General features: G+C 68.4%; 12 protein-coding genes. 11 read left to right on the forward strand and 1 reads right to left on the reverse strand.

What is annotated here, in order from left to right:
- The first annotated feature begins 1,013 nt into the window (after window positions 1–1,013).
- From HNQ73_RS15635 to mnhG, 6 genes are read left to right on the forward strand one after another with little or no spacing between them, the layout of a single operon-like run.
- Complete coding sequence (locus HNQ73_RS15635) at window positions 1,014–3,941, forward strand: monovalent cation/H+ antiporter subunit A (protein WP_183335969.1); 2,928 nt, start codon at window positions 1,014–1,016, stop codon at window positions 3,939–3,941.
- A complete protein-coding gene (locus HNQ73_RS15640; RefSeq protein WP_183335971.1) occupies window positions 3,932–4,270 on the forward strand; it encodes a Na+/H+ antiporter subunit C in 339 nt (112 codons plus the stop codon). Before HNQ73_RS15635 ends, HNQ73_RS15640 begins: the two co-directional genes overlap by 10 nt.
- Window positions 4,270–5,907: a monovalent cation/H+ antiporter subunit D gene (locus HNQ73_RS15645; RefSeq protein ID WP_183335973.1), complete on the forward strand. Its 1,638-nt coding sequence runs from the start codon at window positions 4,270–4,272 to the stop codon at window positions 5,905–5,907. Before HNQ73_RS15640 ends, HNQ73_RS15645 begins: the two co-directional genes overlap by 1 nt.
- Window positions 5,904–6,389 (forward strand): Na+/H+ antiporter subunit E, encoded by a 486-nt coding sequence (locus HNQ73_RS15650; RefSeq protein WP_183335975.1) that lies wholly within the window; start codon window positions 5,904–5,906, stop codon window positions 6,387–6,389. The genes HNQ73_RS15645 and HNQ73_RS15650 overlap by 4 nt, the downstream gene beginning before the upstream one ends.
- On the forward strand, window positions 6,386–6,667 hold the full coding sequence (locus HNQ73_RS15655) for a K+/H+ antiporter subunit F (protein WP_183335977.1): 282 nt from the start codon (window positions 6,386–6,388) through the stop codon (window positions 6,665–6,667). The genes HNQ73_RS15650 and HNQ73_RS15655 overlap by 4 nt, the downstream gene beginning before the upstream one ends.
- On the forward strand, window positions 6,664–7,080 hold the full coding sequence (gene mnhG, locus HNQ73_RS15660) for a monovalent cation/H(+) antiporter subunit G (RefSeq protein ID WP_183335978.1): 417 nt from the start codon (window positions 6,664–6,666) through the stop codon (window positions 7,078–7,080). Before HNQ73_RS15655 ends, mnhG begins: the two co-directional genes overlap by 4 nt.
- A 283-nt stretch (window positions 7,081–7,363) precedes the next feature.
- Here mnhG and HNQ73_RS15665 read toward each other — a convergent pair whose 3' ends face one another.
- The gene (locus HNQ73_RS15665; protein WP_183335980.1) at window positions 7,364–8,395 is read right to left on the reverse strand and encodes a glycosyltransferase family 2 protein; all 1,032 of its coding nucleotides are present in this window, start codon (window positions 8,393–8,395) and stop codon (window positions 7,364–7,366) included.
- A 260-nt stretch (window positions 8,396–8,655) separates the two neighbouring features.
- On the opposite strand from HNQ73_RS15665, the gene HNQ73_RS15670 reads away from it, so the two are divergent.
- The 5 genes from HNQ73_RS15670 to rfbA all read left to right on the forward strand — a co-directional run bounded on the left by HNQ73_RS15670 (window position 8,656) and on the right by rfbA (window position 14,083).
- Complete coding sequence (locus HNQ73_RS15670) at window positions 8,656–10,485, forward strand: glycosyltransferase family 2 protein (RefSeq protein WP_183335982.1); 1,830 nt, start codon at window positions 8,656–8,658, stop codon at window positions 10,483–10,485.
- 160 nt (window positions 10,486–10,645) lie between these two features.
- Window positions 10,646–11,707, forward strand: a complete 1,062-nt coding sequence (rfbB, locus tag HNQ73_RS15675) for a dTDP-glucose 4,6-dehydratase (RefSeq protein ID WP_183335984.1) — start codon at window positions 10,646–10,648, stop codon at window positions 11,705–11,707.
- Window positions 11,708–11,730: 23 nt separating this feature from the next.
- The gene (gene rfbC, locus HNQ73_RS15680) at window positions 11,731–12,288 is read left to right on the forward strand and encodes a dTDP-4-dehydrorhamnose 3,5-epimerase (RefSeq protein ID WP_183335986.1); all 558 of its coding nucleotides are present in this window, start codon (window positions 11,731–11,733) and stop codon (window positions 12,286–12,288) included.
- A gap of 11 nt (window positions 12,289–12,299) precedes the next feature.
- Window positions 12,300–13,208, forward strand: coding sequence for a dTDP-4-dehydrorhamnose reductase (gene rfbD, locus HNQ73_RS15685; protein WP_183336141.1), 909 nt, complete (start codon window positions 12,300–12,302; stop codon window positions 13,206–13,208).
- Window positions 13,205–14,083, forward strand: coding sequence for a glucose-1-phosphate thymidylyltransferase RfbA (gene rfbA / locus HNQ73_RS15690; RefSeq protein WP_183335988.1), 879 nt, complete (start codon window positions 13,205–13,207; stop codon window positions 14,081–14,083). Before rfbD ends, rfbA begins: the two co-directional genes overlap by 4 nt.
- Window positions 14,084–14,099 lie beyond the last annotated feature (16 nt).

A 14,099-nucleotide genomic window follows, 5' to 3' on the forward strand; every position in this document is an offset into this window, starting at 1 on the left:
GACTTTCCATCAGGTTGAGCTTGAACAACCCGACCCTACCGGAAAAACACTGGTGACCGCCGCTATCCTGCTACACCACGCCCCGGGACATCATCTGGCGAGGCGCATCCGTTTTTTCTGTCTCGCCACCAGATTATGTGCTCGACAGTGCTGTGTGCCGTGCTGCGCGGCCTGATGACGAGTTCGAGGCCGAGGCAGACAGCGCATGCATGAGCCTTTTCCGCTGAGCGGCCGGCTCTCCGGCTTCGAGGCGGATACCATGCCTTGGCTCATAGGGATTTTCTCTCGGAGAGCACTTTGCGCTAGCCCACTGCCTGCGGGCGCTCGATCCCGTCGCCATCGTGCAGGCGCTACTGCATTTCGGCGCGCTGTCGCGCTTGACGTTCCGCCGTCATCATCCCACGTTTTTGGAATGTTGAATGAATACAGTCGCCTCCATCCGCCGGTGGGCTTTGCCGGCGGGCTGCAGTCGTTGTCCTGCGCCGCGAAGCGGGCTGCGCATGCCTTGCGCTGCGGGCAGCGCGCCCCTGACCGTTGCGGTGGCGCAAGCATTGCAGTGAAGACCACGGCCTTCGCCGCCTCAAGGACATCGGAACGAGAGGAATGAAAACCTATTCTCTGCCGATGCCACCCCGCGAGCGGCTTCATATTGCGCCGGTGCGCAATCCTGGGACAATCCATGATCGTATAGTGTTGTCCCACCGCTGCGTCGCCGGCAGGACCGCAGGCTCCCACAAGGCAGGACGCGGTTTCCTGAATCATCCGGACGACAGAATGCGGCCGTGCGCAAAAACCTCGATCATCGCGCCCACGACGGGCGCCTTGCGCGGGCTGTTGCGAGACCGACGGCGGCTCGCGTCCCGCCGGGCCACGACAGCCCGAGGCTGTCGCAGCAGGCCACGCGGCAGCAGGAGATCTTGCAGTTCGAGCCAGTTATCCGAAGGCGATAGTTCCCGTCATTTGCGAATTGGCGCCGATGGCTTAAAGACCGGTAGAGGCCGCTGTTCGCAAGGATGACGATGGACTTTTTCGCGCTGGCTCTGATCATAGCGTTGCCTTTCGTGGCGGGCTTGGCTGCGGCCCTGCTCCCGTCGGATTCGCGCACGCCTGTGACCTGGCTGGCGGGGCTGACGGCGGCTACCTGCCTGGCGTTGACCTTTTCGTTCTATCCCGCGGTCAGCAGCGGACATGTCGTTCGTTACCAGATCGACTGGATTCCCCAGCTCGGTCTCGGCTTCACCCTGCGGATGGACGGCTTTGCCTGGGTGTTTGCCTCGCTCGTCAGCGCGATGGCGCTCCTCGTCGTCATCTACACGCGCTATTACATCTCGCGTGAAGATCCTGTCCGGCGCTTTTACCTGCTCTTTCTTGGCTTCATGGGGTCGATGCTCGGCATCGTCCTGTCGGGCAATCTCATCCTCCTCGTCGTGTTCTGGGAGCTGACGAGCCTCTTCTCCTTCCTGCTCATCGGCTACTGGCACCACAAGCAGGCGGCGCGTGACGGCGCGCGCATGGCGCTGACGATCACGTCCGTCGGTGGGCTTTCGCTGCTCGCGGGCATCCTCGTCATCGGTCACATCGTCGGCAGCTACGATCTCGACGCCGTCCTGGCTTCGGGCAACGCTATCCGCGAGCATCACCTGTACGTCCCGGCGCTGCTGCTGTTCCTGCTCGGCGTCCTGACCAAGAGCGCGCAGTTTCCCTTTCACTTCTGGCTGCCCAACGCCATGGCGGCGCCGACGCCCGTATCGGCCTTCCTGCACTCGGCGACGCTGGTGAAGGGGGGCGTCTTCCTCATGGCGCGGCTGTGGCCCGTGCTGGCGGGCACGCCCGAGTGGTTCACCATCCTCGGGCTTGCCGGGATGGCGTCCTTCGTTCTTGGCGCCTATCTCGCCATGTTCCAGCAGGACCTGAAGGGGCTGCTGGCCTATTCCACCATCAGCCACCTGGGGCTCATCACGCTCCTGCTCAGCCTCGGCAGCCCGCTCGCTGCCGTTGCGGCCATCTTCCACATGCTCAACCACGCGACGTTCAAGGCGTCGCTGTTCATGGCCGCCGGCATCATTGACCACGAGGCCGGCACCCGCGACCTGCGGCAGCTCTCCGGTCTCTTCCGCTACATGCCGATCACCGGCACGCTGGCCACGGTGGCGAGCGCCGCCATGGCGGGCGTGCCGCTGCTGAACGGCTTCCTGTCGAAGGAGATGTTCTTCGCCGAGGCGGTCGAGACCCACGCCAACTCGTGGGTGGACACGATCGCCCCCTATGCGGCGGTCCTCGGCAGCACGCTGGCCGTCACCTATTCCATCCGGCTGATCCACTCGATCTTCCTCGGCGCGCCGCCGCCCGAGAGCTTCCCCCGCGAGCCGCACGAGCCGCCGTTCTGGATGCGGTTCCCCGTCATGTGCCTCGTGGTCACCTGTCTCGTGGTCGGCATCATTCCGGGGCTCACCATCGGCCCCTTCCTGCGCATTGCCGTCACCTCCGTGCTCGGGGAGGCGACGCCGGCGTACAGCCTGGCGATCTGGCACGGCTTCACCATCGCGTTCGGCATGAGCGTGATCGCCCTCGTCTGCGGCACGATGCTCTATCTTGTAGCCGGCAATTATCTCGAACACACCGACAGCCCGCCCGTCTTCGGCCGGATCCAGGGGCAGCGCCTGTTCGAGCGCACGATGGTCGCCATCTCCTGGCGGTGGGCGCGGTCGATCGAGGAGGTGCTCGGCACGCGCCGCCTGCAGCCGCAGGTGCGCCTGCTCGTCGCCGTCGCCATCGCGGCTGGGGCCATTCCCATCCTGTCGGCGGGGCTCGACTTCGGGCCTGTCGGCAACGGCATCGACATCGCCTTTACTGGCCTGTGGTGCATCGGGATGGTCTGTGCGGTCGCGGCCGCCTATCTGGCCAAGTTCCATCGTCTGGCTGCCCTTGCCCTCCTCGGGGGGGCGGGGCTGGTCACCTGCGTGACGTTCGTCTGGCTGTCGGCGCCGGACCTTGCTGCCACGCAGCTCGCTGTCGAGATCGTCACAACCGTTCTCATCCTGCTCGGCCTGCGCTGGCTGCCAAAGCGGTGGCGAACGGCGGAGGAGCCGATCGGGGTGTCCGACCGCCTGCGGCGTCTGCGCGATCTGAGCCTCGCCGTCATGGCCGGTTCGGGGATGACGGTGGTTTCCCTGGCCGTGCTGACGCGCACGAGCCCGGATTCGATCGCCGACTTCTTCATCGAGAATGCCTACACCGAGGGCGGCGGACGCAACGTCGTCAACGTCATTCTCGTCGACTTCCGCGGCTTCGACACGCTCGGCGAGATCACCGTGCTCGGGATCGTCGCGCTCACGGTCTTCGCCCTGCTGCGCCGTTTCCGGCCGGCACCGGACACCATCGAGCGGCCGGAGCAGCAGCGGATCCAGCAGTCCTATGATGAGGCCGAACCCGACAGGAAGGCCGGCGCCACTGCCACCGAATATCTCTACGTGCCTTCGGTGATCATGCAGTGGATGTTCCCGGTCGTCATCGTGCTCGCCGCCTACCTGTTCCTGCGCGGGCACGATGCGCCGGGTGGCGGGTTTGTCGCCGGCGTGGCCCTGGCCGCAGGCTTCATCCTGCAATACATGGCGGCGGGCACCGTCTGGGTGGAGGACAGGCTGCGCATCCTGCCCGTGGTGTGGATGGGCGTCGGCCTGCTGCTCGCGGCACTGACCGGGGTTGCCTCGATCCTCCTCGGCGATCCTTTCCTGACGTCCTATTTCCAGTATGCCGATGTGCCGGTGCTGGGGAAGATTCCCCTGGCGAGCGCGACCGTCTTCGACCTCGGCGTCTTCAGTCTCGTGGTCGGCGCAACCGTGCTCATGCTCATCGCCATCGCCCACCAGTCCATCCGCCGCCTGCGCGCCGCGCGCCTCGAGGAAGCGCGCCAGCTCGAGGAGAAGCAGCAATGGAGCTGACGCTTGCCATCGCCATCGGGGTTCTGACGGGCTCGGGCGTCTGGCTCATCCTGCGCCCTCGCACCTATCAGCTCGTCATCGGCCTCTCCCTGCTGTCCTACGCGGTGAACCTCTTTATCTTCGCCATGGGTCGCCTGCGCGTCGGCGCGGCGCCCGTGCTCGCCGACGGTGTGACGAATCCGGCCGACTATGCCGATCCCGTGCCGCAGGCGCTGGTGCTCACCGCCATCGTGATCGGTTTCGCCACGACGGCGCTCTTGCTGGTGGTTCTGCTCGTGTCGCGTGGCCTGACGGGCAGCGACCATGTTGATGGTCGGGAATCGCGCTGATGGACTGGACGAGGCATCTGCTGATCGTTCCGATCCTGCTGCCGCTCGTCACGGGCGCGGCGCTGCTTCTCATCGACGAGACGCGCCATACGCTCAAGGCGTTCATCAACCTCGCCTCGACAGTGCTGTTGCTCGTCGCGGGCCTCGTGCTGATGCACATGGCGGCGAGCGTGCCCGACGGTGGCGGGGCGCTGGCGTTGTCCTATGCCATTGGCGACTGGCCAGCGCGCTTCACCATCGTTCTCGTCCTCGACCGGCTGGCATCACTGATGCTGGTGCTCGTGGCGGTGCTGGCGCTCGCCTCGCTGATCTTCTCCCTGGCGCGCTGGCACCGGGCCGGCCCGCACTTCCACAGCATCTTCCAGTTCCTGCTCATGGGGCTGGGAGGCGCCTTTCTGACCGGCGACCTGTTTAACCTCTTCGTGTTCTTCGAGATCACGCTGGCGGCCTCGTACGGCCTTCTGCTGCATGGGGGCGGCGCCTTCCGCGTGCGCTCGGGCCTGCACTACATCTCGATCAACCTGGCGGCCTCGCTGCTCTTTCTTATCGGTGTCAGCCTGATCTACGGCGTCACCGGCTCGCTCAACATGGCGGATCTCGCGGTGCGCCTGCCGGTGGTGCGCGAGCATGACCGCATGCTGCTGCAGGCGGGGGCAGCCATCCTCGGCGTTGCCTTTCTGGTAAAGGCGGGCATGTGGCCGCTCGGCTTCTGGCTCGCACCGGCCTACATGGCGGCGGCCGCGCCGGTCGGTGCGGTCTTCGTCGTCCTCACCAAGGTGGGCGTCTACATCCTGCTGCGCCTGACGCTGCTGCTTTTCGGCAGTCCGGCCGGGGAGCTCACGGGCTTCGGCGGCGTGGCGCTGCTGTGGGGCGGCATCGCCACGCTTATCTTCGCCACATCTGGCGTGCTCGCCTCCCAGGCCATGGGCCGGCTCGCCGGCTACGCCGTCCTCATCTCGTCGGGAACCTTGCTCGCCGCCGTCGGCCTCGGGGACGCCTCCGTCGTGTCTGGCGCCCTGTTCTATCTCGTCAGCTCCACCCTCAGCACCGCGGCCCTCTTCATGCTCATCGAGCTCGTCGAGCGTGCGCGCGAGCCGGGTGCCGACCTTCTTGCCGTCACCATCGAGGCCTATGGCGGCGAGGAGGGCGAGGAAGAGGAGGAGCGCGAAGACGAGGCGGTCGGCGTCGTCATGCCCGGCGCGCTCGCCGTCCTCGGCATCGCCTTCGGCTGCGTCGCCCTGCTGCTGGCGGGGCTGCCGCCGCTGTCGGGCTTCGTGGCCAAGTTCGCCATCCTCACCGGCATGCTGAACCCCGGAGGGCTCGGCCAGCCGGGCGAGATCCCGGCTCCGGTCTGGGTGCTGGTCGCGCTTGTCATCCTGTCCGGTTTCGCGATCCTCGTCGCCATGATGCGCACGGGCATGCGCACGTTCTGGGCGCCGGTCCAGCCGGTGCTGCCACGTGTCCTCGTGGTGGAGGTGGCGCCCATCCTCGCGCTCATCGGCCTGTGCCTGGTCCTGACCGCCGCTGCCGGCACCGTCGTGTCCTATACGGATGCGACCGCCCGTGCGCTGCACGACCCGGCCACCTATATCGGGGGCGTGCTGGGCGGCGGTGAGACGAGCGGGGGCGTCCGATGAGCCGCGTGCTTCCGTATCCGCTTCTGGCGCTTGCGCTCCTGGTGATGTGGCTGTCGCTGACATCCTTCTCGCCCGGGCAGGTCCTGCTCGGGGGCGGCATCGCCGTGGCCGCGGCGCGCGCCATGGCGGCCCTGCATCCCTCGAAGCCGCGCCTGAGGCGCTGGCAGCTCATTCCACTGCTCTTCGGAAGGGTCACGCTCGATATCGTTCGCTCCAACATCGCGGTCTCCAGCATCGTGCTGGGGCTCGGGCGTCGCGAGCGGAAGTCCGGTTTCGTGCCGATCCCGCTCGAGCTGCGCGACCGGACGGGCCTCGCCATCCTCGCCTGCATCGTCACAAGCACGCCCGGCACGGCTTGGATCGAGTACGATCCCGACTCTGGTGTACTCCTCCTTCACGTCCTCGACCTGGTCGAGGAGAAGGAGTGGATCGACACCATCAAGTACCGCTACGAGGCGCTGCTGCTGGAGATCTTCGAATGACGGCCGCCATCCTGCTCTGGAGCGTCTCGATCGCGCAGGCGATGCTCGTCATCGCCATGGGCTGCAACGCCTACAGGCTGATCCGCGGCCCCCGCGCGCAGGACAGGGTGCTCTGCCTCGACGCCATGTATGTCATCGCGATGCTGCTCATCCTGACGATGGGCATCCGCACCGGCAGCGCCATCTATTTCGAGGCGGCGCTCATCATCGCGGTGCTGGGTTTTGCCTCCAGCGTCGCGCTCGCCAAGTTCCTCATGCGCGGCGAGGTGATCGAATGAGCCATGCCGCCGAGCTGCCCGTCTGGGCGGCGCTCCTTACCTCCCTGCTGCTCTTGGTCGGCGCCGGCCTGACACTGCTCGGGGCCGTTGGCGTCCTGCAGTTCCGCAGCTTTTTCGAGCGGGTGCACGCGCCCACGCTGGGAACGAGCTGGGGCACGGGTGCCATCGCGCTCGCCTCCATCGTCTTCTTTTCCTCCCTCGGCACGCGGCTCGTGGTGCACGAGGTCCTCATCGGCGTCTTCATCACGGTGACGACGCCGGTCACGCTCATGCTGCTCGCCCGCGCGGCCCTCCATCGCGAACGGGCGGAGGAGAACCCCAACGTGCCGTCCCGCGCCGTCATGCGCCGGCGGGGGAGCGCGCCCGCGCCGGAGGACGGCGCCGGCGATGCTGCCGGCACGCCCTCGTCCTGAGGCTTGCAGAAAAGACCGGGCGGCGCCGGAAGGCGCCGCCTGTCCGCCGCGAGCGAGGACCGGTCAGCGTGCGGTGCCTCCGGCGCTGCGGGCCGCCGCGTCGATGACGGGCGACCACCTTCGGCCGCGTCATGAAGACTGCATGGCTCGCCTCGACTTCGGTGGTCTTCGCGCCGATGCGCCTCGCCATGTCAACAGCATCCTGACCGAAGGCCTTGTCCTGCGTGGCGAGGACGGCCCAGCATGAACATTCTCGCCAGCCCCTTTCCGCTTGCCGGTTGCGTCAGCTCCGCACGCCGGGCCGCGGGAGGCGGATGCCTCCGCGCCGTATGCGGCGATGCAGGCCATGGGCGACGCGCAGGCACGCCCCGCCGAGGACCGGCAGGGCTGCAGCGCGCAGGATGGCGGCGCCGATCCGGCGCAGGTGCGGGGGAAGATACGGCAGGAGTTCCCGCAGGCCCTCCTGCGCGTGGGCGGCCGCCTCCCGGTCGCCCGCCCGTTCCGCCATGGCCCAGCGAGCAAGGAGAGTGCGGCAGAAGCGGGGGGCAATGAGGTCGCGCGAGGGGAACTGCCCTTCCTCGGGCCTGTCGGGAAAGCCGGCGAGGAGCTTTCGCGCATAGATCATCAGGGACAGGTCCATGCGCAGGGAGTGCGATGCGCCGCCGGGATGGCTGCGGCGCAGGACGTTGGCCTCCGCGACGTGCAGCCCGTGGAAGCCGGCGCACATGAGCCGCAGGAACAGGTCGTCGTCCTCGTAGCCGCTGAGGCGCTCGTCGAAACCGCCGATCGACAGGAAGGTCTGGCGGGACACGAGCGAGGCCGAGGGAAGCACGAACATGTCGTGCGCAAGGCATTCTTCGATGGTTCGCTTCGGGTGCCTGCCCGGCCGGCGCCGCAGGAGGGACGGCTCGACCAGCCGCCCGGCAGCATCGGTGACGGAGACGTCGCAATAGGCCCAGCCGGTTCGCTCCGTGCCGTTCCCGACCGCCGTTAGCAGCGCGGCTAGGTGCTGCGGCTGCCACCGGTCGTCCTGGTCGAGAAAGGCGATCCAGTCACTGCGGGCTTCCGCCACGCCGGCATTGCGGGCTGCGGACTGCCCGCCGTTGATCCTCCGCAGGAGCTTCAGTGGCAGCCGCCCGGCGAAGCGCTGCACGCGGTCCGGCCCGTCGTCGGTCGAGCCGTCGTCGACGACGATGACCTCTCGCGGCGGCGCGCTCTGGGCACAGATGCTCTCCAGGGCTTCCTCGATGTGCGCCGCGCCGTTGAACAGGGGGATGACGACGGCCACGGAAGGCCCCTGCGCAATGCCCGGCATCGTTCCGTCCCACCCTCGTTGCAGCTCGATCGGCAACAGGAATACGGCAATCGCGCCCGCTGTCCATCGGCGGCCACGCTCAGCCACGCGAGCCCCGCATGCCGGCCTTCTTGCCCGCAGTCGTCCTGCGCAACGTTGCGGCTTGCCCGGTGCAGCGGCCCGGCGTACCTCGGCAGAAAGTGACAAGCGTACGGGTGCGGTGATTCGGCCGGGCAGCCTCGAGCGAGGTCGCTCGTCCGATATGAATCGCGGGGCGGAGCTTGCTGCAATTTCCTCCACTGCCCGGCCGCGGGCGCGTTGTCGACCTGCTGCGCCGGGCCGCCAAGTCCATTCCTTTCGCCGTCACGGCCAAGCGCCGGCTCGATGCGCTCGTCGCGCGCCGCTGGGGTGCCGAGACCCGCTATGCCGCCTGGGTGGCGCGCCACAGCCTGGGACCGCAGGAGAGGGCGCGCATCGCGGCCGACATCGCCGCCATGTCCTCGCCGCCGCTTATCTCGGTGCTGATGCCTGTCTACGAGACGGACCCGCGTTGGCTCAGCGCCGCCATCCGGTCGGTCCGTGACCAGCTCTATCCGCACTGGGAACTGTGCCTGTCCGACGATGCCTCGACGCGTGCCGACGTGCGCGCCACGCTGACCGCTGCCGCGGCGGAGGATGCACGCATCAGGCTGCACCTGCGCGCCGAGCGCGGCCACATCAGCGCCAACACCAACACGGCGCTCGCCATGGCCAGCGGCGATTTCGTCGCGCTGGTCGATGCGGACGACGAGCTGCCGCCGGATGCACTCTACTGGGTCGCCCGCGAGATCGTGGCGCATCCGGACGTGGACATGATCTTTTCCGACGAGGACAAGATCGACGCGGAGGGGCGGCGCTTCTCCCCCTATTTCAAGGGTGACTGGAACCCGGCGCTGATGCTGGGCCAGAACGCTTTCTCGCACCTCGGCGTCTTCCGTCGCTCGCTCGTCGAGGCCGCCGGCGGGTTTCGTGAGGGCTTCGAGGGCGCGCAGGACCACGACCTTGCCCTGCGCTGCGCCGAGCTGACGGAACCGTCGCGCATCCGCCACGTGCCGCGCATCCTCTATCACTGGCGCGCCCTGCCGCAGTCGACGGCCACCGCGCCGCAGGTCAAGCCCTACGCCTGGCAGGCGGGGCGACGCGCGATCCTCGAGCATCTCGCCCGGCAGGGTATCGCGGCGGAGGTCGAGCCCGGCGTCGGCGGCTACTACCGCGTGCGCTACGCCCGGCCAGAGGAGTGGCCGCTCGTCTCCCTCGTCGTGCCGAGCCGGCTCGGCGAGGTTGCCCGCCGCTCGCTCAGCGCGCTGCTCGCCGGCTCCACCTATCCCCGCCTTGAGCTGCTCCTCGCCGTGTCGCAGGAGGATGCCGCCCGGCCCGACGCCGCCGCCTATCTCGCCGCACACCGCGGCGATGCGCGCCTGCGCCTCGTCACCTACGAGCACACGCCCTTCAACTATTCCTGGGTCAACAACCACGCTGCGCGCCAGGCGCAGGGGGACTACCTCTGCTTCCTCAATGACGACGTGACCCCGATCACCTCTGACTGGCTGGAGGAGATGGTGGTGCGCGCGCGCCTGCCTGGTGTCGGCGCGGTTGGCGCGATGCTCTATTACCCCAACGACACCGTCCAGCATGCCGGCGTCATCCTCGGCGTCGGTGGCGTGGCGGACCATGCCCACCGGCACCTGCGGCGGGGCAGCCCCGGCTACTTCGGCCGCGCGGAGCTCGATCAGGACCTGTCCTGCGTCACCGCCGCGGCGATGGTGATGCCGCGGCCGCTTTTCGAGGCGCTCGGCGGCTTCGACGAGGCGTTGCCCTGCGCCTTCAACGACGTGGACCTGTGTCTGCGCATCCGGCGTGCCGGCCGGCGCATCCTGTGGACGCCACAGGCCGAGCTCTACCATCACGAGTCCCTGACCTTCGGCCCGCACGATTCCGCCGCGCGCAGGGCGCAGTTCCGCAGGGACGTGGCCGAGATGCGGCGCCGCTGGGGGGCGGAGCTCGACGCCGACCCGTTCTACAACCCCAACCTGTCGCGCGACATCCGGCGGCAGTGGGAGGTGGACGGCTGATCCGCGGCTGAGGGCTTGCCCGGATGGCGGCGAGATGCCAGAAAAACCCGCGCCGCGTAGGGAACGCGTATCCGCCCGCTGTCCGCGCAGTTCTGAAACCCCTGTGTGAGCCTTGCGGAGCGCCCGTTGCGCGAGCGCCCAAGCCGTTTCGGGAGGATCGATGGCACGACGGTTTCTGGTGACGGGCGGGGCCGGCTTCATCGGCTCGGCGGTCGTGCGGCGGCTCATTTCGCAGACAGAGCACGAGGTGCTCGTGCTCGACAAGCTGACCTACGCGGGCAACCTCGACTCGCTCGCGCCCGTGGCGGGCAGCAACCGTTTCCACTTCCTCAAAGCGGATATCTGCGACGGGCCGGCCGTCGCCGCGGCGATGGCCGATTTTTCGCCCGACATTGTCATGCATCTTGCCGCCGAGAGCCACGTCGACCGTTCCATCGACGGGCCCGCTGCCTTCGTCACCACCAATGTCGTGGGCACGACCACGCTCCTCGAGGCGGCGCTCGCCCACTGGCGCTCCCTTCCAGAGGGGCGGCGCCGGGACTTTCGCTTCCATCACGTCTCGACCGACGAGGTCTTCGGCTCCCTCGGCCCTGAAGGCTTCTTCACCGAGACAAGCCCCTACGATCCACGTTCGCCCTATTCCGCCTCGAAGGCGGCGAGCGACCATTTCGTGCGCGCCTTCCACCACACCTACGGCCTGCCGGTGGTGGTGACGAACTGCTCCAATAACTACGGGCCCTACCACTTTCCCGAGAAGCTCATCCCGCTGATGATCCTCAACGGGCTCGAGGGCAAGCCGCTGCCGGTCTACGGCACGGGAGAGAACGTGCGCGACTGGCTCTATGTGGACGACCATGCGCGGGCGCTCATTCTCGCGGCTGAGGAGGGGAACGTCGGCGCTACCTACTGCATCGGCGGCCACAACGAGCGCCGGAACATCGACGTTGTGCGCGCCATCTGCGCCCTTCTCGACGAGATGGCCCCCGACGCCACGATCGGCCCGCGTGAGCGGCTCATCACCTTCGTTGTCGACCGGCCGGGCCACGACCGGCGCTATGCCATCGACGCGGGGAAGATCGCCGCCGAGCTCGGCTGGCGGCCGACCGAGACCTTCGAGAGCGGCCTCGCCAAGACGGTGCGCTGGTATCTCGACAACCGCGACTGGTGGCAACGCGTGCGCAACGGGGTCTATCGCGGCGAGCGGTTGGGCATGGGGGCCTGAAGCGAAAGACGGATCGACCAGGGATGCTGACCATCGAGGAGACCGCCATCCCGGCGGTGAAGATCATCACCTCCCGGCGCTTCGGGGACGAGCGGGGCTTCTTCACGGAGACCTGGAACCGCCGCCGCTTTGCTGACGCGGGCATCGATCTCGACTTCGTGCAGGACAACCACTCGCTGTCCCGCCCGGCCGGCACCGTGCGCGGGCTGCACTTCCAGAGCCCGCCCCACGCGCAGGACAAGCTCGTACGCGTCGTGCGCGGCCGCATCCTCGACGTGGCGGTCGACCTGCGCCGCTCCTCGCCCACCTATGGCCGGCACGTGGCCGTGGAGCTGTCGGCTGAGAACGGCCGCCAGCTGCTGGTGCCGGTCGGCTTCGCGCACGGGTTCTGCACCCTCGAGCCTGATACGGAGGTCGTCTACAAGGTCAGCGCCTACTACTCCCCCGAGCACGACCACGGCGTCGCCTTCGACGATCCCGACCTTGGCATCGACTGGCCGGTGTCCCGCGCGACGGCCGTCCTCTCGGACAAGGACCGCATGCACCCGCGCCTTTGCGAGCTGCCGGAGTATTTTGCATGAGCGCGACGCCGCTGCGCATCGCCGTCACGGGCCGCGAGGGCCAGGTTGCGCGGGCGCTTGCAGAACGTGGCCCGGCCCTCGGGGCAGAGGTCGTCTGCGTCGGGCGTCCGGCGCTCGACCTCACCGCGCCCGCCACGATCCTGCCGGCGCTCGCCGCCGCGGCGCCGCAGGTGGTTGTCCATGCGGCCGCCTATACCGCCGTCGACAGGGCCGAGGGCGAGCCGGATCTGGCCCATGCCGTGAATGTGGAAGGCGCCGGTGCAGTTGCCGCCGCGGCGGCACGGCTTGGTGTGCCGGTGGTGCATCTCTCGACGGACTACGTCTTCGACGGGCGCATCGGCCGGCCGCACCGGGAGGACGACGCGCCCGCGCCGGTCAACGTCTACGGCCGCACCAAGCTCGCGGGAGAGGCTGCGGTCGCCGCTGCGGCGCCGGACCATGCCATCCTGCGCGTCGCCTGGGTCTACAGCCCCTTCGGCCGCAATTTCGTCCGCACCATGCTGGCGCTGGCAGCAACCCGCAACGCGGTGCGGGTCGTGTCCGACCAGCACGGTGCCCCGACTTCCGCCCTGGCCATCGCGGACGGCGTCATCGCCGTGGCGCGCAATCTCGTGGCGCGGCCGGACGAGGCGGCGCTGCGTGGCCTGTTCCACATGACCGGCGCCGGGGAGGCCACCTGGGCGGACCTCGCCGAGGCGGTGTTTGCCGAGAGTGCGAGGCTGGGTGGCCCTTCCGCCCGCGTCGAACGCATCGGAACGGTCGATTATCCGACGCCCGCCGTGCGCGCGCCGGACACGCGGCTCGACTGCAACCGGCTCGCGGCTGTGCACGGCGTCGCCCTGCCGCACTGGCGCGTCTCGCTGCCCGAGGTGGTGGCGCGCTGCCTCGCGGGCAAAGAAGAGGAAGGGAGAACGCCATGAAGGGCATCATCCTGGCCGGCGGCAGCGGCACGCGGCTGCATCCAATGACGCACGTCGTCTCGAAGCAGCTATTGCCGGTCTACGACAAGCCCATGATCTACTACCCCCTGACGACGCTGATGCTCGCCGGCATCCGCGAGATCATGGTCATCTCCACGCCGGCCGACCTGCCGCGCTTCCGCCAGCTGCTTGGCACCGGCCAGCAATGGGGCCTCTCCCTCCATTATGCGGAGCAGCCCCGCCCCGAGGGGCTGGCGCAGGCCTATCACATCGCGGCCGATTTCGTGGCGGGTGGCCCCTCCGCCCTCATCCTGGGCGACAACCTCTATTTCGGCCACGGCCTGACCAGCCTTCTGCAGCAGGCGCGCAGCCAGGCGCTGGCCGGCGGGGCCACCGTCTTCGCCTATCACGTCAAGGATCCGCAGCGGTACGGCATCGTCGAGTTCGGCAAGGACGGGCAGGCCCTCACCATCGAGGAGAAGCCGGCCCGGCCGCGCTCCAACTGGGCGGTGACTGGGCTCTATTTCTACGACGCGGACGTGGTGGAGATCGCCCGTGGCCTCAAGCCCTCCGCCCGGGGCGAGCTGGAGATCACCGACGTCAACCGCGCGTATCTGGAGCGCGGCAAGCTCTCCGTCCTGCCGATGGGGCGCGGCTACGCCTGGCTCGACACCGGCACGCCCGACAGCCTCCTGGAGGCGGCGGAATTCGTCCGAACGCTGGAGAAGCGACAGGGATTCCGCATCGCCTGCCCGGAGGAGATCGCCTTCGCCATGGGCTTCATCAACCGCGAGCACTTGCGCGCCCTCGGCGAGGCGTTGGGCAACAGCGACTACGGTCGATATGTTCTCGCCCTTGCCGAGGCCGACCGGTGAGGACCGCCGGCGTCGG

Origin of the sequence: Chelatococcus composti, from assembly GCF_014201415.1 — a bacterium.
Taxonomy (GTDB): domain Bacteria; phylum Pseudomonadota; class Alphaproteobacteria; order Rhizobiales; family Beijerinckiaceae; genus Chelatococcus_A; species Chelatococcus_A composti.